This window comes from Haloarcula sp. MBLA0138, assembly GCF_055632455.1.
The window spans coordinates 1,925,384-1,948,003 of record NZ_CM145746.1 but is presented as its reverse complement, the minus strand read 5'-3'; the positions used below and the strand labels follow the sequence as shown (position 1 = coordinate 1,948,003).

Annotated in this window: 25 protein-coding genes; 9 read left to right on the top strand and 16 right to left on the bottom strand. The window is 70.7% G+C overall.

What is annotated here, in order from left to right:
- Positions 1-7 precede the first annotated feature (7 nt).
- The 4 genes from ACV7JO_RS10350 to purH all read right to left on the bottom strand — a co-directional run bounded on the left by ACV7JO_RS10350 (position 8) and on the right by purH (position 4,197).
- Positions 8-850 carry a hypothetical protein gene (locus ACV7JO_RS10350; RefSeq protein WP_470353333.1) on the bottom strand — a complete coding sequence of 281 codons (843 nt, stop codon included), beginning with the start codon at positions 848-850 and terminating at the stop codon, positions 8-10.
- Positions 851-971: 121 nt separating this feature from the next.
- A complete protein-coding gene (locus ACV7JO_RS10345; RefSeq protein WP_470353332.1) occupies positions 972-1,484 on the bottom strand; it encodes an SHOCT domain-containing protein in 513 nt (170 codons plus the stop codon).
- Between the two features lie 38 nt (positions 1,485-1,522).
- Positions 1,523-2,476, bottom strand: a complete 954-nt coding sequence (locus ACV7JO_RS10340) for a formate/nitrite transporter family protein (RefSeq protein WP_470353331.1) — start codon at positions 2,474-2,476, stop codon at positions 1,523-1,525.
- A gap of 140 nt (positions 2,477-2,616) precedes the next feature.
- Positions 2,617-4,197, bottom strand: coding sequence for a bifunctional phosphoribosylaminoimidazolecarboxamide formyltransferase/IMP cyclohydrolase (gene purH, locus ACV7JO_RS10335; RefSeq protein WP_470353330.1), 1,581 nt, complete (start codon positions 4,195-4,197; stop codon positions 2,617-2,619).
- A 147-nt stretch (positions 4,198-4,344) separates the two neighbouring features.
- Between purH and ACV7JO_RS10330 the strand changes: the two genes are divergently transcribed.
- Genes ACV7JO_RS10330 through purB form a run of 3 tightly spaced genes read left to right on the top strand, consistent with a single transcriptional unit; the run spans position 4,345 to position 7,306 of the window.
- The gene (locus tag ACV7JO_RS10330) at positions 4,345-4,893 is read left to right on the top strand and encodes a hypothetical protein (protein ID WP_470353329.1); all 549 of its coding nucleotides are present in this window, start codon (positions 4,345-4,347) and stop codon (positions 4,891-4,893) included.
- Between the two features lie 40 nt (positions 4,894-4,933).
- Positions 4,934-5,872, top strand: a complete 939-nt coding sequence (locus tag ACV7JO_RS10325) for a PrsW family intramembrane metalloprotease (RefSeq protein ID WP_470353328.1) — start codon at positions 4,934-4,936, stop codon at positions 5,870-5,872.
- Between the two features lie 45 nt (positions 5,873-5,917).
- Positions 5,918-7,306: an adenylosuccinate lyase gene (gene purB / locus ACV7JO_RS10320; protein ID WP_470353327.1), complete on the top strand. Its 1,389-nt coding sequence runs from the start codon at positions 5,918-5,920 to the stop codon at positions 7,304-7,306.
- Here purB and ACV7JO_RS10315 read toward each other — a convergent pair.
- Complete coding sequence (locus ACV7JO_RS10315; RefSeq protein WP_470353326.1) at positions 7,303-7,671, bottom strand: hypothetical protein; 369 nt, start codon at positions 7,669-7,671, stop codon at positions 7,303-7,305. The two genes, purB and ACV7JO_RS10315, sit on opposite strands and share 4 nt — an antisense overlap.
- A 104-nt stretch (positions 7,672-7,775) precedes the next feature.
- Between ACV7JO_RS10315 and ACV7JO_RS10310 the strand changes: the two genes are divergently transcribed.
- Positions 7,776-9,080, top strand: a complete 1,305-nt coding sequence (locus tag ACV7JO_RS10310; protein ID WP_470353325.1) for an MFS transporter — start codon at positions 7,776-7,778, stop codon at positions 9,078-9,080.
- A 28-nt stretch (positions 9,081-9,108) separates the two neighbouring features.
- Here the strand turns inward: ACV7JO_RS10310 and ACV7JO_RS10305 are convergent, their stop codons facing one another.
- The 7 genes from ACV7JO_RS10305 to thsA all read right to left on the bottom strand — a co-directional run bounded on the left by ACV7JO_RS10305 (position 9,109) and on the right by thsA (position 16,351).
- Positions 9,109-10,257 (bottom strand): M20 family metallopeptidase, encoded by a 1,149-nt coding sequence (locus tag ACV7JO_RS10305; protein ID WP_470353324.1) that lies wholly within the window; start codon positions 10,255-10,257, stop codon positions 9,109-9,111.
- Entirely contained in the window at positions 10,254-11,489 is a 1,236-nt protein-coding gene (gene lysA, locus ACV7JO_RS10300; RefSeq protein ID WP_470353323.1) for a diaminopimelate decarboxylase, read from the bottom strand. The genes ACV7JO_RS10305 and lysA overlap by 4 nt, the downstream gene beginning before the upstream one ends.
- A 233-nt stretch (positions 11,490-11,722) precedes the next feature.
- Positions 11,723-12,553, bottom strand: a complete 831-nt coding sequence (locus ACV7JO_RS10295) for a 2,3,4,5-tetrahydropyridine-2,6-dicarboxylate N-succinyltransferase (RefSeq protein WP_470353322.1) — start codon at positions 12,551-12,553, stop codon at positions 11,723-11,725.
- A gap of 48 nt (positions 12,554-12,601) precedes the next feature.
- Complete coding sequence (locus ACV7JO_RS10290; protein ID WP_470353321.1) at positions 12,602-12,730, bottom strand: hypothetical protein; 129 nt, start codon at positions 12,728-12,730, stop codon at positions 12,602-12,604.
- A 92-nt stretch (positions 12,731-12,822) separates the two neighbouring features.
- On the bottom strand, positions 12,823-13,578 hold the full coding sequence (gene dapB / locus ACV7JO_RS10285; protein WP_470353320.1) for a 4-hydroxy-tetrahydrodipicolinate reductase: 756 nt from the start codon (positions 13,576-13,578) through the stop codon (positions 12,823-12,825).
- On the bottom strand, positions 13,575-14,501 hold the full coding sequence (gene dapA / locus ACV7JO_RS10280) for a 4-hydroxy-tetrahydrodipicolinate synthase (RefSeq protein ID WP_470353319.1): 927 nt from the start codon (positions 14,499-14,501) through the stop codon (positions 13,575-13,577). The genes dapB and dapA overlap by 4 nt, the downstream gene beginning before the upstream one ends.
- Positions 14,502-14,794: 293 nt before the next feature.
- Positions 14,795-16,351 (bottom strand): thermosome subunit alpha, encoded by a 1,557-nt coding sequence (gene thsA, locus ACV7JO_RS10275; protein WP_470355769.1) that lies wholly within the window; start codon positions 16,349-16,351, stop codon positions 14,795-14,797.
- A 188-nt stretch (positions 16,352-16,539) separates the two neighbouring features.
- On the opposite strand from thsA, the gene ACV7JO_RS10270 reads away from it, so the two are divergent.
- Entirely contained in the window at positions 16,540-17,349 is an 810-nt protein-coding gene (locus tag ACV7JO_RS10270; protein ID WP_470353318.1) for an amidohydrolase family protein, read from the top strand.
- Here the strand turns inward: ACV7JO_RS10270 and ACV7JO_RS10265 are convergent, their stop codons facing one another.
- Complete coding sequence (locus tag ACV7JO_RS10265) at positions 17,350-18,252, bottom strand: glycosyltransferase family 2 protein (RefSeq protein ID WP_470353317.1); 903 nt, start codon at positions 18,250-18,252, stop codon at positions 17,350-17,352. It abuts the gene before it with no gap.
- Positions 18,253-18,311: 59 nt separating this feature from the next.
- Positions 18,312-19,016, bottom strand: coding sequence for a class I SAM-dependent methyltransferase (locus ACV7JO_RS10260; protein ID WP_470353316.1), 705 nt, complete (start codon positions 19,014-19,016; stop codon positions 18,312-18,314).
- Positions 19,017-19,209: 193 nt separating this feature from the next.
- Between ACV7JO_RS10260 and ACV7JO_RS10255 the strand changes: the two genes are divergently transcribed.
- From ACV7JO_RS10255 to ACV7JO_RS10245, 3 genes are all read left to right on the top strand, one after another.
- Entirely contained in the window at positions 19,210-19,479 is a 270-nt protein-coding gene (locus tag ACV7JO_RS10255) for a MarR family transcriptional regulator (RefSeq protein ID WP_470353315.1), read from the top strand.
- Positions 19,480-19,493: 14 nt separating this feature from the next.
- Entirely contained in the window at positions 19,494-20,267 is a 774-nt protein-coding gene (locus ACV7JO_RS10250; protein WP_470353314.1) for an MBL fold metallo-hydrolase, read from the top strand.
- Positions 20,268-20,346: 79 nt separating this feature from the next.
- A complete protein-coding gene (locus ACV7JO_RS10245; protein ID WP_470353313.1) occupies positions 20,347-21,066 on the top strand; it encodes a YkgJ family cysteine cluster protein in 720 nt (239 codons plus the stop codon).
- Position 21,067: 1 nt separating this feature from the next.
- Here the strand turns inward: ACV7JO_RS10245 and ACV7JO_RS10240 are convergent, their stop codons facing one another.
- The gene (locus ACV7JO_RS10240; protein WP_470353312.1) at positions 21,068-21,469 is read right to left on the bottom strand and encodes a TRAM domain-containing protein; all 402 of its coding nucleotides are present in this window, start codon (positions 21,467-21,469) and stop codon (positions 21,068-21,070) included.
- A 225-nt stretch (positions 21,470-21,694) separates the two neighbouring features.
- Here ACV7JO_RS10240 and ACV7JO_RS10235 point away from each other — a divergent pair, with 225 nt between their 5' ends.
- Positions 21,695-21,934 (top strand): DUF7123 family protein, encoded by a 240-nt coding sequence (locus tag ACV7JO_RS10235; RefSeq protein WP_470353311.1) that lies wholly within the window; start codon positions 21,695-21,697, stop codon positions 21,932-21,934.
- Positions 21,935-21,993: 59 nt separating this feature from the next.
- Here the strand turns inward: ACV7JO_RS10235 and ACV7JO_RS10230 are convergent, their stop codons facing one another.
- Entirely contained in the window at positions 21,994-22,599 is a 606-nt protein-coding gene (locus ACV7JO_RS10230; RefSeq protein ID WP_470353310.1) for a winged helix-turn-helix transcriptional regulator, read from the bottom strand.
- Positions 22,600-22,620: the final 21 nt, after the last annotated feature.

Genomic DNA, 22,620 nt, shown 5'->3' with positions numbered 1-22,620 from the left:
GTCGGACCTACCCCTCGGCCCGCGTCCACCGGACGAGCGCGCCCGCGAGAGCGAGAAACGCCGCGCCCAACAGCGGTGCCGCGTCGATGTCGCCGCGGTCCGTCGCCCCGTCGTCTGTCGCCTCGTCTGCGTCCGCGTCCGCCGCTTCCTCCGTATCGTCGGCCGCCTCGTCTGCGTCCGCCTCCGCCGCCTCCTCCGTATCGTCTGTCGCCGTCTCTCCCTCGTCCATGACCGCGTCGCTCGCGTCGGCCGCGTCGTCGGCTCCCTCGCCTGCCCGGTCGTCGTCCGCGTCGTCGGCCGGGGTGTCCGCGCCGACCGCCGCGTCGTCGGTAGCCGCGCCGTGGACGGGCGACCCGCCGCCCACGCTCGGCTCGTCGGTCCGGCCGCCGAGTTCGGTCTCGCCGACCGGTGGCGTCCCAGCCGCGTCGGTACTGGTAGTGCCGACGGCATCGACACCGCCCGTCTCGGCGGGCGACTCGTCGGCGCTCCGGCGGCGGTACCACCAGAGACCGACCGTCGCCAGCCCCAGCGCGGCCATCGCCAGCCCGAGACCGAGCAGGCCCCACTCGCGCCACAGCGCGACCGCACGGCTCTCCTCGGTTGCGGCGCGCTCCGAGTCGTCGTCGCTCCGCTGGTCGGTCGGTGCCGTGGTGTCCTCGCCTCGGTCGCCCACCGGCGTGGTTACGTCGGCGCTCGCCCGCGCCGAGTCGTCGGCCGACGGCGGCTCCGCCCCCGTGTCGCCGGCGACGGCCTCGGGGTCGTCGACCACCGCGACGCCCGGGAGCGAGTCGAGGACGGCCGCGACGACGCGGCTGTCGACCGCCACCCGGAGGAAGGTGTATTCGCCCATACGCGATGCCTCGGCCGGCAGGGCATTAAAACTGCGCGGCGGTGGGTGTGTTTAGTTAGGCGCTGGAGCCGGGGCTTTCTGACTCTCAACAACCCCGATTTCTAAGGTAAACACTGTCGGCTCACTCCTCGGTCGCCTCGCGGTCCCGGTCCGTCGCCGCGTCCCGTCGCTCGGCCGACGCCGGTCCGTCTTCGGACGGGGCCGAGCCCAGCAGGTCTTGGAGCCGTCGCTCGAACTCCGCCTCCGTGAGTTCGCCGTCGACGTACCGCTGGGCCAGCGCCTCGCGGCGTTCCTCGACGGTCGGCCCGCGGGGCTCGAACCGTTCGGCGAGGCCGAGCGACGCGACGGCCGGGACCGCGGCCTCGACGCGCCGAAGCGCGTCCGCGAGGCGCTGGCTCCGTGGGAGCGACGCGCGGCGGGCCAGTTCGCGGACCAGCGCGGCCACGAGCACGGCGTCCAGTCCGAGAAAGAGCGCGGTCCCGAGAAACAGCACCGAGAGCGGGACCAGCAGTGACCCGCCGGCCAGCAGCGCACCGGCCGTCGTCAGCAGGCCCACGGCGGCGACGCCGACGGTCCCGAGCGTCGACAGCACGAGGGCCGCGAACAGCACCCAGTGGCGGTTGTCGGCGAACACATCCGACGTTCACGCGACGGCCGCAAAGACGTGTCGGGTCAGTCGTAGTCGCGGTTGGCCGGGACGTACCAGCGCCCGGAGTCGGAGAACCGACCGAGCAGCCACTCGCGGACGGTCAACTGTCGTTTCCGCCCGCTCTGTCTGGCGGCTTCGAGCCGGCGCTCGGTCGTCTGGAAGTAGTTGACCACCGTCACGAGGACGACCCCGCCGAGAGAGTTGCCGAGCAGGACCGGGACGACGAACTGGGTGAGCCCGACCGACAGCGCGAGGTCGCCGACGAACACCAAGTAGAACATCTCCGTCGCCGAGACCACGACGTGGTAGAGGTTCCCGAACGGGATGGCGAGGAAGGCAACGTAGACGAGTACCAGTCGGGAGATGCTGTCCCGCAGGGAGTAGTCGACCCAGACGACGCCGGCGACGATGAGGCCGGCGAAGACGGCCTTCGAGAACAGCGTCCACCACGGCGTCTCGATGGCCGTCTGTGCGAACCCCTCGGCGGCCGCGGCCGCGCCAGTCGAGAGCACGCCCGTCGAGGAGAGCGCCAGCGCGCCCAACAGCCCGCCGGCGAGGTTAGCGACGAGGACCAGCCCCCAGATGCGCAGCAGCGTCGGCAGGCTGGAGAGCCGTTCGAGCGTCAGCGCGACCGGCGGGAGCGTGTTCTCGGTGTAGAGTTGGTAGTCCCCGAGGATGATGAAGACGAACCCGAGCGGGTACAACAGCGCGCTCAGGACGGGGTCGCCGTCGGTAGAGGCGTACAGCGACGCGTACAGCAGGAAGGTGACCGTGATGGCGAACCCGGCCGCGAGGCCGCTCGCGAGCAGTTCTCGCTTGCTCGCGGTCACCTCGTGGTCGGCCGCGGCGACGATGCGCTGGAATATCTCGTCGGCCGAGAACCGGTCCCGGATGACGCTGCCCCCGGCCGGCGCCCCGCTCCGGGACCGGTCGACGGCGTCACGGACCGCGCGTTCCCTGTCCGAGTCGTTCGGCATAGTCGGTACGAGCCGCCCACGGGTATAACCGTGTCGGGAGCGCGGCCGACGGCCGGCGTCCTCAGCCGTCCCGCGACCGAATCCGTGTGGCCCGTCGTCGGTCCCGGGCCACGAAACCGTGAGAACGCGACGACAGTCGCTCAGTCGTGTCGGAAACTGCGCTGGCCGGTGAAGACCATCGCCATGTCGCGTTCGTCGGCGGCCTCGACGACGCTCTCGTCGTTTTTCGACCCGCCGGGCTGGATGACCGCCTCGATACCGGCGTCGGCGGCCGCCTCGATGCCGTCGGGGAACGGGAAGAAGGCGTCCGAGGCCATCACCGCGCCGTCGGCGTCCTTGCCCTCGGCGTGCTCGTCGGCTTTCATCGCCGCCAGCCGGACGGCGTCGACGCGGGAGACCTGCCCCATACCGATGCCGACCGTCTCGGTCCCTTTGGCGAAGAGGATGCCGTTGGACTTGACGTGTTTGAGCGTGTGCCACGCGAACAGCATCGACTCGACCTGCTCGTCGGTGGGGTCGCGCTCGGTGACGACTTCGAGGTCGTCGGCGGTGAGGTGCTGGGTGTCGCGCTCTTGGACGAGGCGGCCGCCGACGAGGGGTTTCTCGGTCAGGGGTTCGGTCACCTCGAACTCGCCGTCCACGTCGAGGACGCGGAGGTTCTCCTTCTCGAAGAGCACGTCCAGCGCGGCGTCGGTGTAGCCCGGCGCGACGACGACCTCCTTGAACGAGTCGATTATCCGCTCGGCGGTGGCGGCGTCGCACTCGCGGTTCAGCGCGACGATGCCGCCGAAGGCGCTCATCGGGTCCGTCGAGAGGGCCCGCTCGTAGGCTGCCGACAGCGAGTCGGCCGTCGCACAGCCCGCGGGGTTGGTGTGTTTGATGACCGCCGCGGCGGGCTCCTCGAACTCCTTGATGAGGTTCAGCGCGCCGTCGGCGTCGTTGTAGTTGTTGTAGCTCAGCGCCTTCGCCCCCTCGTTGCGCTGGTCGGCGTGGACGACGCTGGCCTCGGAGACGGTCGCGTCGGCGTACAGCGCGGCGTCCTGATGGGGGTTCTCGCCGTACCGGAGGTCGGCGGCGCGGTCGTCGGAGGCCAGCCGCCGGGCGGGGAACTGGCCGCCGTCGTCGCCCTCGACGGCGACGGTACCGGCGTCGTGGTCGACCGCGACGCGGTCCTCGGCGAACCACTCGATGGCCCGCGGGTAGGCCGTGAACTCGGCCTCGTAGAGAACGCGCTCTTTCAGGTCATCGAGGCCGTCGTCGTCGAAGACCGGGACGGGTTCCTGCGTGACGATGGGGCCGCCGTCGACCGTCTCGTCGACGACGTGGACGGTACAGCCCGTGACTTTCACGCCCGCCTCCAGCACCTGCTCGTGGGCGTCCATCCCGGCGAAGTTCGGGAGCAGCGAGGGGTGGACGTTCAGCGTCGTCGGCGCGGCCTCGACGAACGTCTCGCTCAGGACGCGCATGTAGCCGTCCAGCGCCACGAGGTCGAAGTCGTACTCCGAGAGGGCCGCCAGTACGCGCTCCTCGTGGGCCTCGCGGGCCTCGTCGGCGTCGCGCTCGACGACTTCGGTCGGGACGCCGCGCTCGGCGGCCGCTTCGAGGACCGGCGCGTCCGCGTCGTTGGTCAGGACGACGGCGAGTTCGGCCCCGCCCGGGGCGCGGTCGGCGACGTTCAGCAGGTTCCGGCCGCGGTTGCTGGCCATGCCGGCGATTTTCATGTGCGACTGAGGGGCCGGCGCGCGCAAAGTAGTTGCGAATCCCGGCGTCCGCGCCACTCGGTGGCGCAGTCGGCATCGGGACGCCGTCGGAGCGCCGGCGGTGGTGCAGTCGGTGTCCCTTAGTAGCCGGCCGCCCCAGTCTGGGCCATGACGAGAGCGCGGTGTCAGGTGGCCGGCGGCGTCGCCGCCGTCGGCGGCCTCGTCTGGGCAGCGTGGGCCGTCGCCGTGGCGTTGCGCGGAGCGCGGCCGCCGACCGTCCTCGCCGCCACGGTCGTCTCGGCGGTCGGCGTGTTCGCGGGCCACTACGCCGTCGAGGACTTCTACGGGGCGCGGCTGGAACGGCCCGGGGTCGCCGGCGCGTGGCTGGGGGCGCTGGGGGCGCTCGGCTTCGCCCTCGGGCAGTCGCTCCGACTCGTCGGCATCGCCGGGGAGGTGCCGGTGGCCGTCGGCGTCCTCGCGCTGGTGGCCGGCGGGGTCGCCGTCGCCGCCGGCGTCGTCCGGACCCGGGTCCAGCCCCCGTGGCTGGGCGTCCTGCTGGGCGTCGGCGCGGTGCTCTTTCTGGGCTTCAACTCCGTGCCGGCGTTGGCGGTCCCCTACGGGCTGGCGTGGGTCGCGCTGGGCACGGACGTCTATCGGCACGACCCGCCCGACGGCCGCTTTGGCGACGCCGACGCCGAGTACGGCTGGCTCGGGTGACGCCGCAAGCCTGACGTATTCGCACGGCGATAGGTCCCCTGTGCCAGACGAGAAGACGGACCCGGTCGGTGACGCGTTGGGTAGTTCGACGGACCTCTACGACATCGCGTCGTGGGAGCCGCGGTCACGGCTCGACGGCGTCGCGGTGGGCCTCTACGGTGTCTTGCACGCCTCGCGGCGCTGGCTGCTAATCCTGCTGGCCGTTCTCCTGTTCGTCGCCCAGTTGGCGGGGACGATACTGCTGGCCGTCCGCCAGCCCTCGCTGGGCGTGCTGGCGGCGCTGTCTGCGGTGCCGGCGCTGGCTATCGTCGGTTACCTGTGGTACGGCGACCCGACGATGCGTGAACCGCTGGAGCCGCTGGCGGTCACGTTCGTCCTCGCCATCCTGTTTGCCAGCATCGCCGCCTTGGTCAACACCCTGCTCAAGCCGCTGTTCGGCATCGTCCCCGTCGTCGGGACGGCGCTGTTTTTCTTCGTCGTCGTCGGCCCCATCGAGGAGACGGTGAAGTGGCTCGCAATTCGGGTCGGCGCGTTCGACACCATCGACGCAGTCGTCGACGGCGTCGTCTACGGTGCCGTCGCCGGCCTAGGCTTTGCCACCATCGAGAACGCGCTGTACATCTCGCAGGGGTACACGCAGGCGATGGCGGCCCAGAGCAGCCAGCCCGTCGCCGCCGCGCTCCGGACGGCGACTTCCCGGGCGTTCGTCGGCCCGGGCCACGTCCTCTACTCGGCCTTTGCCGGCTACTACCTCGGGCTGGCGAAGTTCAACAGCGACAACGCCGGTCCCATCGTCGTCAAGGGCATCCTCGTCGCGGCGCTCATCCACGCCGTCTACAACACGTCGGTCACCTATCTCCCGCTGCCGGGCTTCTCGTTCGTCGGCTTCGTCGTCGTCTTCGACCTCGCCGTCGGCTACCTGCTGTACCGGAAGGTGAGCCGCTATCGCTCGCACTACCAGCGGGCGACCGGGAGCTAAGCGGGAGTCGACACGCTTTTTCGCGCCTCCCGCGGAGACGTTCGCATGACCGACAGAGGGCCACTCTCGGCCGTCTCGCCGCTCGACGGCCGCTACGCCCGCTACACCGAACCGCTCGTCCCGTACGCCAGCGAGCGGGCGCTGATGCGCGCCCGCGTGGAGGTCGAAGTCGAGTACCTGCTGGCGCTCGCCGACCTCGACGCCACGCCGCTGTCCGTCGACGGCGACCAGCGCGCGGCGTTGCGGGCGCTCTACGAGGGGTTCGACGACGAGGACGCCCGCGTGGTCAAGCAACTGGAGACCGAGGGCTACGGCGGCTACGCGGCGACGAACCACGACGTGAAGGCCATCGAGTACTTCGTCCGGCTCGGCGCGCCCGACGCCCTCGACGTCGACAACTGGATTCACTTCGGGCTGACCAGCGAGGACGTGAACAACCTCGCCCACCGCCTGCTCGTCAAGCCCGCTGTCGAGACGGTGCTCGTCCCGGAACTGCGCGAGATTCGGGACGCCTTGGTCGGGATGGCCCACGAGTTCGCCGCCGTGCCGATGCTGGCCCGCACCCACGGCCAGCCGGCGACGCCGACGACGTTCGGCAAGGAGATGGCCGTCTACGCCGCCCGGTTGGGTCGGGCTATCGGCCGAATCGAGCGTGCCGCCGACGGCCTCTCGGGCAAACTCGCCGGCGCGTCGGGGACCTACGCCGCCCACCACGCCGCGTACCCGGACGTTGACTGGCCGGCGTTCGCCCGCGAGTTCGTCGCCGGCCTCGGCCTCGACCACGAGCCCCTGACCACGCAGGTCAACCCCTGTGACGACCTCCAGACGCTCTTCGACGCCGTCCGGGGCGCGAACAACGTCCTGCTGGACATGGACCGCGACATGTGGCTCTACGTCTCGGACCGGTATCTCGGGCAGGAGACCGTCGAGGGCGAGACCGGGTCGTCGACGATGCCCCACAAGGTCAACCCCATCGACTTCGAGAACAGCGAGGGGAATCTCTCGAAGGCCAACTCCGACCTCGTCTTCCTCGGGGACTACGTGACGAGTTCGCGCCTCCAGCGGGACCTCTCGGACTCGACGGTCAAGCGCAACGTCGGCGCGGCCCTCGCGCACTGTCTCGTCGCCTACGGCAAGTGCCAGAACGGGCTGGCGAAGGTCGTCCCCAACGAGCAGGTGATGCGCGAGGACCTCGAATCGACCCCGGAGATAATCGGCGAGGCCGTCCAGACCATCCTCCGGCGCGAGGGGGTCGCCGACGCCTACGAACAGGTCAAGGCGGCCACCCGGGGCCGGGAGGTCACCATCGAGGACTTCCGCGAGATGTACGCCGACCTCGACGTGAGCGAGGACGTGCGGGCCGAACTCGAAGCACTGACCCCCGCCGGCTACGTCGGCGTCGCCGAGTCGATGGCCGAGGGCGTCGACGACTAGGCCCGCGCCCACGCCAGCGCCGCCGACCGCGACGCGAACGCTCGCACCGCCCGGTCGGTATCTCGGCCCCGACTCACCGCCCGCTCCTCGACGCCCGGAGCGACGAACGCGATGCGCTCGACCGCCGTGCCGTCCGCGATGTCGTTCCACCGGTCCGCGAACCGGGCCGCCGTCTCCCGGTCGAACCCCGCGTCGTCGCCGAACTCGGTGACCGCCGCAGTGATGTGGGGCTGGCGGGCGTGGCGGACCCACTCGGCGTCGACGGTCGCCAGTCCGGCCGCCTCGCCGTCCCACCCGCGCAGGTCCTGAATGACGACGTTCGCCTGCTGCCGGTGGGCGTCCCGGAGTGCCGGTGGCTCGGACATACCCTAGCTGCGGCCCGCACCACCTACCCTGTGATACCTCATCAGTAAGGGCCGCACGACGGGAACGGAACCCTCAGGGGCGTGGCGGTCCTCCGGCGGAGTAGATGGTCCTCGGCACCGACTCGCGGATTCTGACGCTCGCGTTCGCCCGGATGGCCGACGCGCTCGGCAACTCCTTTCTCATCATCGTCTTGCCGTTGTACATCGCCAGCGGGGAGATAACGCTGACCGGCATCGCCGGGACGGAGCTGTTCGGGTTCGTCTTCCGCGAGGAGACGCTCATCGGCCTCGTCCTCTCGCTTTTCGGCCTGCTCAACAGCTTCGGCCAGCCCCTGACCGGCCGCCTCTCCGACCGGAGCGGTCGCCGGCGCGCGTTCGTCCTGACCGGGCTGGTGCTGTTCGGCATCGGGAGCGCGGCCTATCCGTTCCTGTCGAGCTACTGGACCGTGTTGGCCGCGCGGGCACTACAGGGCGTCGGGGCGGCCTTTACCATCCCGGCGACCATCGCGCTGGTCAACGACTACGCGACCAGCGACAGCGAGCGCGGGGGAAACTTCGGCGTGTTCAACACGTTCCGGCTCGTCGGCTTCGGCTTCGGCCCCATCATCGCCGGCGTCGTCGTCACCGGGGGACTGGCCGGCGAGGGCGTCGTGGAGTACTCGCTGTTGGGCGTCGCGTTCTCGGGGTTCACCGCGGCCTTCGCCGTCGCCGTGCTGGGCGCGATTGTCAGCTTCGTCCTCGTGGCGCTGCTCATCGAGGACCCGCCGACCGCCGACGACGCGGCCGGGAAGGACCTCTCTATCGCCGTCTTCGACCCCGACGGCCGGGGGCTCGACTCCGTGTTCGTCCTCGGCGTCGGCACCTTCCTGATGGCGACGACCATCGCGCTCTTTGCCACGCTGGAGGGGCCGATTCGGACCCGCCTCGACGAGACGACGTTCATGTTCAGCGTCCAGTTCGCCGCCGTCGTCATCGCCAACGTCGTCCTGCAGGTCCCCGTCGGCCGGGCCAGCGACCGGTTCGGTCGGCGGCCCTTCGTCGTGGCCGGCTTCGTCGTCCTCGTGCCGTCAGTGTTCGCACAGGGCGTCGTCACCGACCCGTGGCTCATGCTGGCCGCGCGGTTCGTCCAAGGCATCGCCGTTGCGCTGGTCTTCGCCCCCTCGCTCGCGCTGGCCGGCGACCTCGCGGGCGAGCGCGGTTCCGGGACGACCCTGTCGGTGCTGACCATGGCGTTCGGGTTGGGCGTGGCGGTGGGTCCGCTGGCCTCCGGCGTCCTCTACAACCTCGGGGGCTTCAGCACGCCCTTCACCGTCGGGGCCGCGCTGGCCGCGGTCGCGCTGGTCCTGACGTACTCACAGGTCTCCGAGACGCTGACGGTCGAGGACGCGAGCGCCGCGCCACAGGACTGAGTCACGTCGTCAGACCCGCCACACACCCTCAGACCAGCCGTTCGGCCGTCTCCCGGACCGCCCGGGCGGCCGTCCGCACGTCCGCGAGCCTGACGTACTCGCGCTCGGAGTGCGCGACCGCGCCCGTCTCGTCGCTCAACACGCCGGGGCCGAACACGACCGTCGGGTAGCGCGCCGCGAAGTACGACGCCTCCGTCGCCGCGCCGAAGGGGCGCACGTCGCCGCCGCTGGCGTCCCGCAGCGTCTGAACCACCTCGGCGTCGGGGTCGGTGGCGAACGCCTCCGGGAAGGGCGTGTCCGGCCGGATGAGCGCCACGTCGAGGGACATGGCGTCGGGGAGCCATCCCGAGAGGTGGGCCTCGAAGGCGTCGACGAACGAGCGACTGGTTTCGGGCGGGACCGACCGCCGGTCGAAGGTGACGGTACACTCGGCCGGCACCTGATTGGTCGCCTCGCCGCCCTCTATCATCGAGGCGGTGAGCGACGGGCGACCGAGCGTGTCGTGTGGCGGCGGCCCCTCGCGCTCGTCGTAGCTCTCCATGGCCTGCAGGACGGGGGCCGCGGCGCGGACGGCGTTTCGCCCCGCCCCGTCGTCGGCGGCGTGGGCGCTCTCTCCGTGGATAGTGACCGTCCCCTCGAACTGGCCGCGGGCGGCCGTACACACGTCCAGCCCGGTCGGCTCCCCGACGACGCAGGCGTCGGCGGCGACGGTCTCGGCGAGGTGCGCGCCGCCGGTCTGGGTGGTCTCCTCGTCGATAGAGACCGCCAGCGTCACCGCGCCACCGTCGGGGTCGACGGTGAGGAAGGCGTCGAGCAGCGCCGCGAGCGGCCCCTTCGCGTCGCAGGCCCCGCGACCACAGACCACGTCGCCGCCGCTCCCGCCCGTCCCGTCGACGGTCGCGTCGGGCCCGGGCGGGGACCCGCGGCGCTCGTAGGGGAGGTGGGGCGGCACCGTGTCGATGTGGGTGTTCAGGAGGAGGTGAGTCCCGTCGGCGGCCGCGGCGGCCGCGTGGTCGGGCGCGCCCCGCGAAGCGAGGACGTTCCCGAGGTCGTCGACGGTCGGGTCCGCGTCGGCGGCCGTCAGCGTCTCGACAAGCAGGTCCCGCATCTCGTCGACGGACTCGTGAGAGGGCGTCTCGACGGCCCGCCGGTGGAACGTCTCGATGTCGAAGCTCATCGTTCCATGCGGGTCACGTCCGCCAGCGTCTCGCGGGCCCGGACGACCCGCGTCTCGCCGCCCTCGACGGCGACCTCGGCGGGCCGGGGCTGGGAGTGGAACTGGTTGGCGAGTTCGTAGCCGTACGCGCCGGCGTTGCCGACGGCCAGCAGGTCCTCGCGCTCCGGTCGGGCGACTGGCCGGTCGGTGCAGAACACGTCCGCGCTCGTACAGCAGGGGCCGCCGACCGAGACCGGTTCGGCCCCGCGGTCCGGTGTCGAGACGTTCCGAATCGGGTGGTACGAGCCGAACATCGCCGGCCGGATGAGCGTCGCCAGCGAGGCGTCCACCCCGACGACGGTGGCCGCGGGCGTCTCCTTTATGGTGTTGACCTCGGTGAGGATGCACTCGGCGTCGGCGACCACGTAGCGCCCGGGTTCGAGTTTCACCCGCGCCGAGAGGTCGCCGACGGCCTCGCGGACCCGTTCGCCGACGGCGGGCATGTCGAGGGGAGCCTCGTCCTCGCGGTAGGGGACGCCGAAGCCGCCGCCGAAGTCGACGAACTCCAAGCCGCCGACGCGGTCCTCGACGGTCCGGCCCATGTCCGCGACCTTGCCGATGGCCTCGCAGTGGTCGTCGAGGTCGTCGTGGAGGACGCCGCTGCCGGCGTGGGCGTGGATGCCGACCAATTCGAACCGGTCGGCCAGTTCGGCGGCGAGTTCGGGCACCTCGTCGTAGGGGATGCCGAACTTCGCGTCCTTGCCCGTCGCCACCTTCTCGTGGTGGCCGGTGCCGATGCCGGGGTTGATGCGGACGGCGATACGGCCGTCGTACCCCCGCGCTTCGAGGCGGTCGAACGTGTCCCGTGCGCCGCCGGTTATCGTCAGCCCGGGGTTCTCGTCGGCGAGGTCGACCGCGTAGTCGAGGTCCCGGTCCGGCGGATTGACCGCGGTGTACTGGAGCGTGTTCGGGTCCGCGCCGGCATCGATGGCCCGCTGGAGTTCGCCCCACGCGGCGCACTCGATGTCCGCGCCGGTTTCGAGCAGTTTCGAGAGCACCGCCCGCCCGGTGTGGGCCTTCGCGGCGTACATCACGTGGGCGTCGGGAAACGCCGCCGCGAACCGCTCGTAGTTCGCGGCCACGCGGTCGAGGTCGACGACGTACAGCGGCGTCCCGTGAGCCGCCGCGAGCGATTCGAGGCGGTCGTGGTCCCAGTCCGCGAGACGGCGGACCGGCGGCGAGTCGTGACTCATTACCACGAGGGTGGCGACGGCGGCTAACAAGGGTTCCGCTCTCTGGCGGCCCCTCGCTTCGCTCGGCCACTCTCGTCGCCCGCGACTCCGCTCGCTCGCGGGTCGTTCCTCCCCGCTCGCTTCTGGCGGCCCCTCGCTTCGCTCGGCCACTCTCGTCGCCCGCGACTCCGCTCGCTCGCGGGTCGTTCCTCCCCGCTCGCTTCTGGCGGCCCCTCGCTTCGCTCGGGCCCGCCCTACTCTCGCAGCGCGTCCTCTCGCTCCGTCGCCTCCAGCGTCTCCTCCTCGACGTCGGTGGCGACGACGGCGGGCTTGTACGCGCCGCCGGGGATGAGGTCGTGGTCGCCGACCGAGGAGTCGACGAAGCGCTGGAAGGCGCGCCGCTCGGGGGGCAGTTCGCCGTAGAGGACCTCCTCCTCGACGAGGTCGTAGACGGGGATGCGCGGGGTCAGGAGCGTGTTCTCGCCGACGATGCTGCCCTCGCCGACGACGAACCCGGAGGTGACCCGGCAGCCGGCCCCAAGCGACACGTCGTCCTCGACGATGACCGGCGCGTCCTCGACGGGTTCGAGGACGCCGCCGATGAGCGTGTTCGCGCCGAGTTTGACGTTCTCGCCGATCTGAGCGCAGGAGCCGACAGTGTCACAGGAGTCCACGAGCGTCCCGTCGCCGACGTGTGCGCCGATGTTGACGAAAGAGGGCGACATCATGATGCAGTCCTCGCCGAGGTACGCGCCCCGCCGAACGGCGGTGCCGTCGGGCGTGTTGCGGGTGCCACGGGCCCCCAAGTCGTCGGTCTCGCGCAGCGGGAGTACGTCGTGGTAGTCGACGCCGCCGTACTCGCGGGCGACCGTCTCGCGAAGACCGAAGTTCAGCAGGATGCCCTGCTTGACCCACTCGTTGGCGTCCCACTCGCCGCCGGACTTCTCGGCGGCCCGGACCTCGCCGGCCTCCAGCGCGGCGAGGAACTCGTCGAGCGTCGACAGGTGGTCGTCGGTGGCGTCGGCCGCCGTCAGTCCGTCCTGTTTGCGTTCCCAGAGGGTTTCGACGTCTGCTTGCAGGCTCATACCTCGCGGTTGCGCCCCCCGGGGCTATACGTCTGTGGTTCGCGCCGTTCAGTCGGCCCCGCGGCCGGCGAGGTAGCCACACCGCGAGCACTGCGCGAGGACCCCCGCCGTCTCGAATTCGCCGTGGCAGTGGGGGCAGTCGCCGACCGGTGCGTGTACGCCTTGGTTCGTAGCCATACGCGATAGTGGCCGCTCACCGGGTATAAGGCTATCCGGCATATTCTCGAAGCAGTATTAAGACGGTAATACGCCCTTCGACGCGCCGGCGGTCACGCGTCGACGACGGTCCCGAAGTCGTACCAGCCGGGTTCCCGGCCTACGAGCCACGCCGCGGCGTCCAGCGCGCCGGCGGCGAAGACGCCGCGGTCCTCGGCGCGGTGCGACAGCGACAGCACCTCGTCGTTGCCCGCCACGAGGAGTTCGTGCTCGCCGCGGATGTCGCCGGCCCGCCGGGCGAAGACGCCGATCTCGTCGTCGCTCCGGGGCGCGTGGCCCTCGCGGCCGTACACCGGCTCCACGTCCCGCTCCTCCTGTACCACGTCGAGGATGCTGTTGGCGGTGCCCGATGGCGCGTCGACCTTCCGGTTGTGGTGTGACTCGGTCAGTTCGAGGTCGTAGCCGTCGAGCGCCCCGACGGCCTCCCGGACGACCCGCTGGAGGACCTGTATCCCCTGCGAGAAGTTCGTCGCCTTCAGGACCGCCACGTCGTCGCTGGCGGCGCGCAGGCGTTCGACGCCGGCCTCGTCGAAGCCGGTGGTGCCGACGACGGCGGGGACGCCGGCCTCGGCGGCGGCCTCGACCACCGTCAGCGCGCCCGCCGGGACGGCGAAGTCGACGACCACGTCGGCGTCGTGCTCGCGCAGCGCGGCAGCGGCGTCGTCGGGGTGTGCCACCGGGACGCCCTCGACCGCGTCGACGCCGCTGGTTGCGAACCCGACGACGACCTCGGCGTCGCGGTCGGCCGCCGTCGCCAGCACCGCCGCGCCCATCTGCCCGGTGATGCCGTTGACGGCGACCCGCGTCATCGCCCGGCCTCCGCGGCGGGCGACTCGAACGCGTCGTCGGCCAGCGCCGCCAGCACGTCTTCGAGGTGGCCGACGTGCTCGTCGGAAAGCCGTGTCAGCGGCGAGCGGAGGTGGGGCTGACTGTAACCGCGGATGCCCATGGCCTCCTTGACCGGGATGGGGTTGGTCTCGACGAACAGGGCGCGAAAGAGCGGGCCGAGTTCGTGGTGGAGTTCGCGGGCGCGCTCGAAGTCGCCCGACAGCGCCGCCCCTATCATCGCACCCGTGCGCTCGGGTTCGACGTTGGCGGCCACGGAGATACAGCCCTGCCCGCCGACCGACAGCATCGGCACGGTCATGCCGTCGTCGCCCGAGAGGACGGCGAAGTCCTCCTCGCGCGTGCGCTCGATAATCTCCGAAATCTGGTTCATATCGCCGCTGGCGGCCTTGTACGCCCGGATGTTCTCGTGGGACGCGAGTTCGGCGGCCGTCGCCGGCGCGACGTTTTGCCCCGTCCGCGAGGGGACGTTGTAGACGATTTGGGGCAGGTCGACCGCGTCCGCGATGGTCTCGAAGTGGTCGACCAGCCCCCGCTGTTCGGGCTTGTTGTAGTACGGCGAGATGAGCAGGAGGCCGTCCGCGCCGGCGTCGGCCGCCCGCTGGGACAGCGAGAGCGCCTCGCGGGTGTTGTTCGAGCCGGTGCCGGGGATGACCGGCACGTCGTCGACGGCGTCGATGACCGCCTCGACGACGTCGATGTGCTCGTCGTGGGTCATCGTCGCCGACTCGCCGGTCGAGCCGACGGGGACGAGGCCGTCGACGCCGGCCGCCTCCAGTCGCTGCGCGTTCTCTCTGAGCGTCTCGAAGTCGATACTGCGGTCGTCGTCGCCGTTGAACGGCGTGCACATCGCGGGGTACACGCCGCGGAAGTCGAGTGTCGTCATTGCTGGGTGTGTGGTGTCGGGTGGGGATAGGTCGTCCGGTTGCCGGTGCAGACGGGACCGGCCCGGGACGGGAGCGCCACGCCCGCCGCGAGCCTAGAAACTGGGTTCGCGTTTCGGCGCGGGGACGGCCCACTCGCCGGCCGCAGGGGCGGGCGCTACAGCGCGTGGCCGTCGCATAGTCGTGTCACCGGCGCTGAGGGACTTAGGTGTTGTGTTCGCGGCCGAGCGGCGCGACAGCCGCCGCTACGGGCCGGCGGCGCGCGAAAGAAAGCGGTTGGTGGTGTGAGACGGCGTTAGCTCGACGAGATGACGTCGTCGATGCGGACGATCATCGTCGCGGCCTCGGTCGCGGAGTCGACGGCCTCGCGCTTGACCGCGGCGGGGTCGAGGATGCCGTACTCGACGGGGTCGCCGACGACGCCCGTCTGGCCCTCGCTGATGACGCCGGCGATGCCCTCGCTCTCGTGTTCCGAGCGGAGGTCCACCAGCGCGTCGATGGCGTCGAGCCCGGTGTTCTCGGCGAGCGTGCGCGGGAGTACGTCGACGGCGTCGGCGAAGGCCTCGACGGCCAACTGCTTGCGGCCCTCGACGGAAGCGGCCTCCGAGCGGATGTGGTCGGCGACTGCGATTTCGGTCGCGCCGGCACCGGGGACGACGCCGCCCGCGTCGAGCGCGGCGACGACGACGTCGAGCGCGTCGTTGAGCGCGCGCTCTATCTCGTCGACGACGTGGTCGGTCGAGCCGCGGGCGAAGACGGTGACGGACTCGGCGGTCGCACCGCCGGTGATGACCGTCGCCTCGTCGTCGTGTTTCTCGACGGCGACGCTGTCGGCGTGGCCCAGTGCGTCGGCGTCCAGCGCGTCGACGGAGCCGACGCGCTTGGCACCGGTCGCCTCGACGATGTCCTTGGCCGTCGAGGAGCTGACGCTCTCGGCGAGGAAGAGGCCTTCCTTGGCGAGCCGGGAGGCGACGCGGTCGGCCACGTCCTCGGTGACGAAGACCACGTCGGCACCGCTGTCGACGACGGCGTCGGCGTAGCCCGCCAGTTCGGACTCCTCGGCGTCCAGCGCGGCGTTGAGCTGGTCGACGTTGGAGACGTTGTACTCGGCGTCGACGTTGCTCTCGCGGACGTCGAGTTCCGCGTCGAGGACGGCGATGTCGGCGTCCTCGGCCGTCGTCGGCATGTTGTCGTGGACCGGCGTCTCGTCGATGATGACGCCCTCGACCAGTTCGGTCGCGGACGTGGCGGCACCGGTCTGGGTGTGGACCTCGATGTTGTCACGGACGACGCCGTTGTCGGACTTGGCGTGTCGGACCGCCTCGACGACGACCTCGGCGAGTCGGCCGGCCTCGACGTCGCCGGTACCTTTCCCGGTCATCGAGGACTCTGCGACCTCGACGAGCGTGTCGTCGTCGAGGTCGACGTCGAGGGTGGACTCCTCGATGGACTCCTGTGCCAGCTGCGCGGCGGCGGAGTACCCCTCGACGATGGTCGTCGGGTGGACGTCGTCGTCGAGCAGGTCCTCGGCCTTGGCGAGCAGTTCGCCGGCGAGGACGGAGGCGGTCGTGGTGCCGTCGCCGACCTCGTCCTCCTGTGTCTCGGCGACCTCGACTATCATCTGGGCCGCCGGGTGTTCGATGTCCATCTCCGAGAGGATGGTCGCCCCGTCGTTGGTGATGACGACGTCGCCGTCGTCGGAGACGAGCATCTTGTCCATCCCGCGGGGGCCAAGCGTCGTCCGTACGGACTCGCTGACGGCCTTACCGGCGGAGATGTTCGACGACTGTGCGTCCTTTCCGTGTGTGCGCTGGGCGTCCTCGTCGAGAATGAAGAGAGGCTGGCCGCCCATGCGGCGCTGGCCGGATGACATAGCTGTGTAACCTCACCTAAATCATCGTAAGCGGTTCTATATAAACCTTTCTAACGCACCGCCCCGGCGTCCGTGACTATGACCCACGGCGTCCGCGAGGCGGGCAGCCCCGAGCGGGCCGACCACAGCCGATGATTTATTAGGCGGTTGCATCCACCTATTGGTAGATGCTCGAGCTGGAACACGGGTTCCGGGTGGTCGACGTACACGCGCAGCTCGAACCCGACGAGCAGCGGCGGCCCCGCGAGGGCTTTGGCGGCCCCGAACAGCTCGAACGCGAGATGCACCAAGCCGGCGTCGTCCGGGCGGTCGTCCACCCGGCACCGCGGGAGGGGAGCTACCTCTCGGCGAACAACGCCGTCGCGCGGATGACCGTCGGCCGACCGCTGGTGGCGTTCGCGCGGGTCAACGGCGCGCGCGACCCCGGGAGCGGCCCGGGGTCGACGCTCCGGAACCTCACCACCAACCGGACCGAGGAACACACGTCGCCCGAAGATATCGAGCAGTACGCCTACGACGACCGGTTCTGCGGGTTCAAGCTCCACCCGCCGGCCGACGGCCTGCCCGACGAGGACGTACTCGCGGAGTTGGCCGAGGTGTCGCTGCCGGTGTTGGTCCACGGCGGCGAATCGTTCCCGCCGGCGGCGGTCGCCGAGCACCTGCTCGACTACGAGTTCCCCGTCGTCCTCTCGCATTTCGGCGCGCACCCGCTGCGGACGGAGCTGATGGACGAGGCCATCGAACTGCTCGACAGCCACGACGAACTGTATCTCGACACCAGCGTCGTCAGGTACCGGAACTACCTCGAACGGGCGCTGCTGAAACACCCCGACCGCGTCGTGTTCGGCAGCGGGACGCCACAGTCCCACCCGAACGTGGCCGTCATGGAGATACTCACGCTGGACGTGCCCGAGGACGCGATGACGAAGGCCTTCTCGAACAACCCCGGGCGGGTCGTCCCGGAACTCGGCCCCTGACTACCGGCGGTCGTAGACGGCGACGGCCCGGTCGGCGCGGTCCGACCGCCCGTTGGGGTTGCGCCGCTCGGAGCGGTCGGCGAACCGGGCACCGAGCCCGTCTTTGACGCCCGACGCCACGCCGCGGACCACCTGCCGCCCGGTGCCGGTCCACTGCGACAGTTGGGTCTCGCCGCGGGCGACGTCCTTCAGCGCCTCGACGCCGTCCCGGACCGCGTGGCTGGCGACGCGGCGGGCCACGGTCGGACGGACGCCGTAGTTCTTGACCAGCCGGTAGGTGAGCGAGCGGTACTTCCAGTTCCAGTCCGTCTCGCGGATGCCGCCGTCGGCCTCGAACTCCCGGCCGACGCTCATCCCGCCGTCCCAGACCACTTCGTGACCGGTCGTCGCGAGCCGGTGGGCCACGTCGCGGGAGCCGCCGACGGGGAGGTACTCGTCGAAGCCGTCGAGCGCGTCGAGTACTGCTCGGCGGAAGGCGACGTTGCCGGGGTTGAAGTACGTCACGTCGCGGCCGGCGATGGTGCGCTCTTCGGCCGACTCGGTCGTCACGCCGGCGGCGAGGCGCTCGTGTGTCGGGCCGGTGACGGCCGCGGCCCCGTCGATGGCGTCGGCCACCGCGGCCGCCCACCCCGCCTCGACGGCGAGACCCTGATTGACCAGCGCGACCACCTCGCCGGTCGCGCGGTCGATGCCCGCGTTCCGCGAGACGGTGACCGAGCGGTCGGCCACCTCGACGAGCACGTCCACGTCGTCGCGGTCCCGGACCATCCCGGTCGTCCCGTCGGCGGAGGGGCCGTTGACGACGACCACCTCCGCGTCGGGCGCTTCCTCGGCGAGCGCGTCCAGACAGCCGGCCAGCTCCTCCCGGCCGTTCAGCGTCGGGACCACCACCGAGAGCTCCATACCTCTGGGTAGCACCCCGGAACCGCTTAAAAGTCGCGGGCGAACGGACGCGTCGATACCTAGACGTGCGTATCCCAGTACGAGACCGACGCGAGCTTGTCCCCCAACGGCGTCCCGCCGATAGCCGCGTCGAGCGACCGGAACGACGCCGCGAGTTCGTTGGGAATCTTCCGGTAGAAGCCGTAGGGGAGTATCCAGTCGTGGTCCGACGCGGTCAGTTCCAGTCCCGCCCCGTCGAGCAACCGGTCTATCTCCCACCGGGAGTAGAGCCGCGACCCCATCGGGAGCGCCCAGTTGTAGATGGAGCGCGTCGAGAAGCGATTGAACGTGTCGAAGAAGACCTGTTCCTTGGCGACGCGACGCATCTCCGAGAGGAACGCCGCCGGGGTGTCGGCCAGATGGAAAAAGCGCATGGCGAACACCGTATCGAAGTAGTCGTCGGGGAACGGCAAGCGCGCGGCGTCCCCGCGCATGAACTCGACGTGGTCGGCGACGCCCGCGGCGCGGGCCTTCTCGCGGCCCTGCTGGAGCATCGGCCCCGAGATGTCCAAGCCGACGATGTCGGCACCGCGCTCGGCGAGCATGACCGTGAACCGGCCGGTCCCGCAGGCGACTTCGAGGACGTTCTTGTCCTGTACGGGACCGATGCCGTCGAGGACGGCCTGCTTCTCCCGGCGGTCGATGAGTCGGCCGCCCCGGGAGAAGCGCTTGGCCTCGTACTCCTCGGCCACGGTGTCGGCCTGGTACCACTCCTGCCCTTTCACGCTTGCACGGTCACCGCCGGGAGGATAAAACGATACTGGAATCCCAGCCCCGTGGACGCTCGGCCGCCGGTCCGACGAGCGCGGCGGCCCGTCGCCGCGATGTATAAGGCCTCATTAAACAAACAAAACACTCAGTATTGTTTGGTCACACATATAGCCAAGTTTTACCAGTAGACTTGGAATATCGTGCAGTATGAGTACGACTACCGACGAGGCGAAGGCGGCCCCGTTCACCGACAAGGACTTTCGCGACAGACTGCGGGAGCTGCCCCCGAGCGCGAAACTCGTCGCCAAGGTGCTAGAAGACGAGGAACCGCTCTCGCAGGGCCAACTCGCCGACGCCTCCCTGCTCCCCGACCGGACGGTGCGGTACGCGCTCAACCGGCTGGAGGAGTCCGACCTCATTGACTCCCGGTACAGCTTCACCGACGCCCGAAAGCAGGTCTACTTTCTGACGGCGTGACGTAGCGTCGGCCGATGGGCTGGACCCGCATCGGCGTCCCCGTCGCGACGCGCGCACCGACCGGCCGGACCGCCGCGTACCTGCGCGGGACCGAGCGCGCCCTGCTGGTCGACCCCGCCGCCCCCGACGCGGCCCTCGACGACGCGCTCGCCGACCGCTCGCTCGCCCACGTCGCCGTCACGCACCACCACCCGGACCACGTCGGTGCGGTGGCCCGCTACGGTGCGGACGCGACGGTGTGGGCGCGTCGTGGCCGCGCCGACGACTTCGAGGCCGCGACGGGGGTCGCCCCCGACCGGACCTTCGCCGAGGGGACGGTGATACCGACCGACGACGGGCCGGTGACGGTGCTGGACACGCCGGGTCACGCGCCGGAACACGTCGCGTTCGACGCCGCTGACGGCCTCGTGGCCGGCGACCTCGCCGTCGCCGAGGGCAGCGTCGTCGTCGGCGCGCCCGAGGGCGACGTTCGCGCGTACCTGACCTCGCTGCGCCGCGTCCGGGCGCGAGCGCCGCCGCGCCTGTTCCCCGGCCACGGCCCGGTAATCGAGGACCCCGCCGGCACCTGCGAGCGCCTGCTCGCGCACCGACTCGACCGGGAGCGTCGCGTCCGCGAGGCGGTCGAGAACGGCGCGGCGACGCTCGACGCGGTAGTCGACGCCGCCTACGGGAAGTCGCTGGACGGCGTCCGCGACCTCGCGCGGGCGACTGCACGGGCGCACCTAGCGAAACTCGCCGTCGAGGACCGCCTCGACTGGGACGGCGAGCGCGCCCGCCCGGTCGCGTGAACGGCGCTCCCCGTTCGGGGGTCGAGGTGGACGGCGCGTCCGCCGCGTCGCTTTTGCCGCTCGACGCGAAAGGGAGGGCGTGGAGTCGCTCGAATCCGAACTCGCCCGCGCCCGCGACCTCGACGTGGCGTCGCTGGCCGACGCCATCGAGACCATCGGCTTCGAGTGTACGCGCTGTGGAGCCTGCTGTAAGGCCGCCGACGGCGGGTGTGGAGAGAGCCCGGACGCGACGGACGGCGATGGGGACGCGGCGGGCGAAGGCGACGCGACGGGCGACGCCCACACCGCCACGGTGTTTCCCGACGAGATACGGCGGCTGACGGCGGCGGGCGACTACGACTTCCGCGACGTGGCCCGGCCGATGCCCTACGGGCTGACCGAGACGCCCGATGGCCCTGAAGGCGAGACGTTCGAGTGGGCGCTCCGGACCGACGACTGCGGGGACTGCACGTTCTACGAGGAGACCGACGGAACCGGGGCCTGCACAGTCCACGGGGACCGGCCGCTCATCTGTCGGACCTACCCGTTCAGCGTCGCGCTCGGCGGGACGAGCCAACCCATGGGCGAGGCCGTCGACGGCGAGGGACTGGTCCGCGCCCACGAGTGCGAGGGACTGGGGCGGGACATCTCCCGGGCCGACGCCGAGGAGCTGGCGGCGGCGCTCAAAACGCGTGCGGTCCGAGAACTGGAGGAAGCCATCGGTGTCCGGGACAACTACGCGCCGGTCGAGACCGACGGCGTCGTCGTCCACGATTCGGAGGGAGCGAAACGGCCCGACGGGACGGCTATCGACGAGTGAGTCAGACGTCGGCGTCGAGAATCTCGCCGACCGCGAAGTTGGACTTGACCTCGGTGACCTCTATCTTGACACGCTCGTCGATGTCGGCCCCGGGGACGATGATGACGTAGCCGCGTTCGACGCGCGCGATGCCGTCGCCCTGCTTGCCGATATCCTCGATTTCGACGTAGCGTGTCTCGCCGGGTTCGACCGGCGGTTGGGGCTGGTCGGGGGGTGTCTCCGCCGTCGATTCCTGCTCGCCGCCGTCGGCCGATTCCGCGGAGATGAGCGCGACGCGGTAGGTGTCGCCGGCCTCGATAGCACCCGTCTCGACCTCACGACGAGGGACCTCGACGACGTACCGGTCGCCCTCGTCGGTCACGTCGGCGCTGAACAGACACAGGAGTTCGTCCGAGATTTCCACTGTAGTAGACCTCCGTTCGCCGTAATGAGCCGCCACGACTAAAGTACTGCCGGAGCGGGGGACAGTCGGGCCGTCCGGTTTCCCGGCTGTACCAACCGCGGCGGTCAGTGTCCCGAGGGGCTGTCGATACAGCGACCCGGCAGCGAAGAACCGCACGACTGCGGCCGGTTAACCGACTGTACCAAACTCACTAAGGGCGGCTTGCGCCTACGTAAGCCTGTACCAATGAGCGCGAGCGCACGAGCCAGCGGGGCGCTGTCGGAGAAACAGCGGCGCATCCTCGACTACCTGCGGGCAAACGCCGACGACCAGACGTACTTCAAGTCGCGGCTCATCGGCGACGAACTCGGCCTCTCGGCCAAGGAGGTCGGGACGAACATGACCGCCATCGCCGACAGCGACCACGGCCCGGACGTGGAGAAGTGGGGCTACTCCTCGTCGACGACGTGGATGGTCGACGCCTGAGACGGGTCCGCGGGCCGGTTGCTCCGCTCTCGACTGCGAAGTCTCGACCACGACGACGCCTACGGGTCGTACGTGACCAGCGAGTCGGCCTCGCTCGCCAGCCGGGCGGCGTCGCCGCCGAAGGAGTCCGCGTAGCGGACGAGCAGCGTCAGCACCGTCTCCGGTTCGGCGACGGCGTAGCCACCGGTCCGGGAGAGCAGGCCCGCCGCTTCGAGGTCGCCGGCGTAGTTGCTGATAGTCGGGGCCGAGACGTCGAGTCGGTCGGCCAGCGTCGAGGCGGTCGCGTCGGGGTCCCGAAGCAGGGCCACGAGCATCCCCCGGGGCGTCGCCCGGCGGAGGTACCCGAGCGCCGTCTGCTCGAACTCGCTGAACTGGCCGGCCGCGAAGTACCGTCGGTAGTCGCCGTCCTTGCGGGAGGCGACGACGCCGTCGTTCTCCAGTCGGTGCAGGTGGTGTTGGGCCTCGCCGGTCCCGAGTTTGAGGTCGTCCCGGAGCTTCGAGAAGTGGGTACCGGGGTGGGCAGAGACGTAGCCGGCGATGGCGTCTGGGGCGTCGCTGTCGCTCCCGTCGTCGGTGAAGCGGGCGAGCGGGCTCGCAGCGCCGAGGGCGGCGAACCGGCGCAGCGTCGCCCGCTTGTCCTCGTCGACGTCGCCCTCGCGGCTCATCGATAGTCGGAGGGAGGAGAT

Coding starts and splice junctions, on each gene's coding strand:
- ACV7JO_RS10290 (WP_470353321.1), bottom strand. CDS start 12,730: ATGGCTACGAACCAAGGCGTACACGCACCGGTCGGCGACTGCCCCCAC.
- lysA (WP_470353323.1), bottom strand. CDS start 11,489: ATGAGTCACGACTCGCCGCCGGTCCGCCGTCTCGCGGACTGGGACCAC.
- ACV7JO_RS10250 (WP_470353314.1), top strand. CDS start 19,494: ATGGGCTGGACCCGCATCGGCGTCCCCGTCGCGACGCGCGCACCGACC.
- ACV7JO_RS10330 (WP_470353329.1), top strand. CDS start 4,345: ATGACGAGAGCGCGGTGTCAGGTGGCCGGCGGCGTCGCCGCCGTCGGC.
- thsA (WP_470355769.1), bottom strand. CDS start 16,351: ATGGGCGGCCAGCCTCTCTTCATTCTCGACGAGGACGCCCAGCGCACA.
- ACV7JO_RS10310 (WP_470353325.1), top strand. CDS start 7,776: ATGGTCCTCGGCACCGACTCGCGGATTCTGACGCTCGCGTTCGCCCGG.
- ACV7JO_RS10235 (WP_470353311.1), top strand. CDS start 21,695: ATGAGCGCGAGCGCACGAGCCAGCGGGGCGCTGTCGGAGAAACAGCGG.
- purB (WP_470353327.1), top strand. CDS start 5,918: ATGACCGACAGAGGGCCACTCTCGGCCGTCTCGCCGCTCGACGGCCGC.
- dapA (WP_470353319.1), bottom strand. CDS start 14,501: ATGACGACACTCGACTTCCGCGGCGTGTACCCCGCGATGTGCACGCCG.
- ACV7JO_RS10230 (WP_470353310.1), bottom strand. CDS start 22,599: ATGAGCCGCGAGGGCGACGTCGACGAGGACAAGCGGGCGACGCTGCGC.
- ACV7JO_RS10315 (WP_470353326.1), bottom strand. CDS start 7,671: ATGTCCGAGCCACCGGCACTCCGGGACGCCCACCGGCAGCAGGCGAAC.
- purH (WP_470353330.1), bottom strand. CDS start 4,197: ATGAAAATCGCCGGCATGGCCAGCAACCGCGGCCGGAACCTGCTGAAC.
- ACV7JO_RS10350 (WP_470353333.1), bottom strand. CDS start 850: ATGGGCGAATACACCTTCCTCCGGGTGGCGGTCGACAGCCGCGTCGTC.
- ACV7JO_RS10295 (WP_470353322.1), bottom strand. CDS start 12,553: ATGAGCCTGCAAGCAGACGTCGAAACCCTCTGGGAACGCAAACAGGAC.
- ACV7JO_RS10305 (WP_470353324.1), bottom strand. CDS start 10,257: ATGAGCTTCGACATCGAGACGTTCCACCGGCGGGCCGTCGAGACGCCC.
- ACV7JO_RS10270 (WP_470353318.1), top strand. CDS start 16,540: ATGCTCGAGCTGGAACACGGGTTCCGGGTGGTCGACGTACACGCGCAG.
- ACV7JO_RS10265 (WP_470353317.1), bottom strand. CDS start 18,252: ATGGAGCTCTCGGTGGTGGTCCCGACGCTGAACGGCCGGGAGGAGCTG.
- ACV7JO_RS10340 (WP_470353331.1), bottom strand. CDS start 2,476: ATGCCGAACGACTCGGACAGGGAACGCGCGGTCCGTGACGCCGTCGAC.
- ACV7JO_RS10255 (WP_470353315.1), top strand. CDS start 19,210: ATGAGTACGACTACCGACGAGGCGAAGGCGGCCCCGTTCACCGACAAG.
- dapB (WP_470353320.1), bottom strand. CDS start 13,578: ATGACGCGGGTCGCCGTCAACGGCATCACCGGGCAGATGGGCGCGGCG.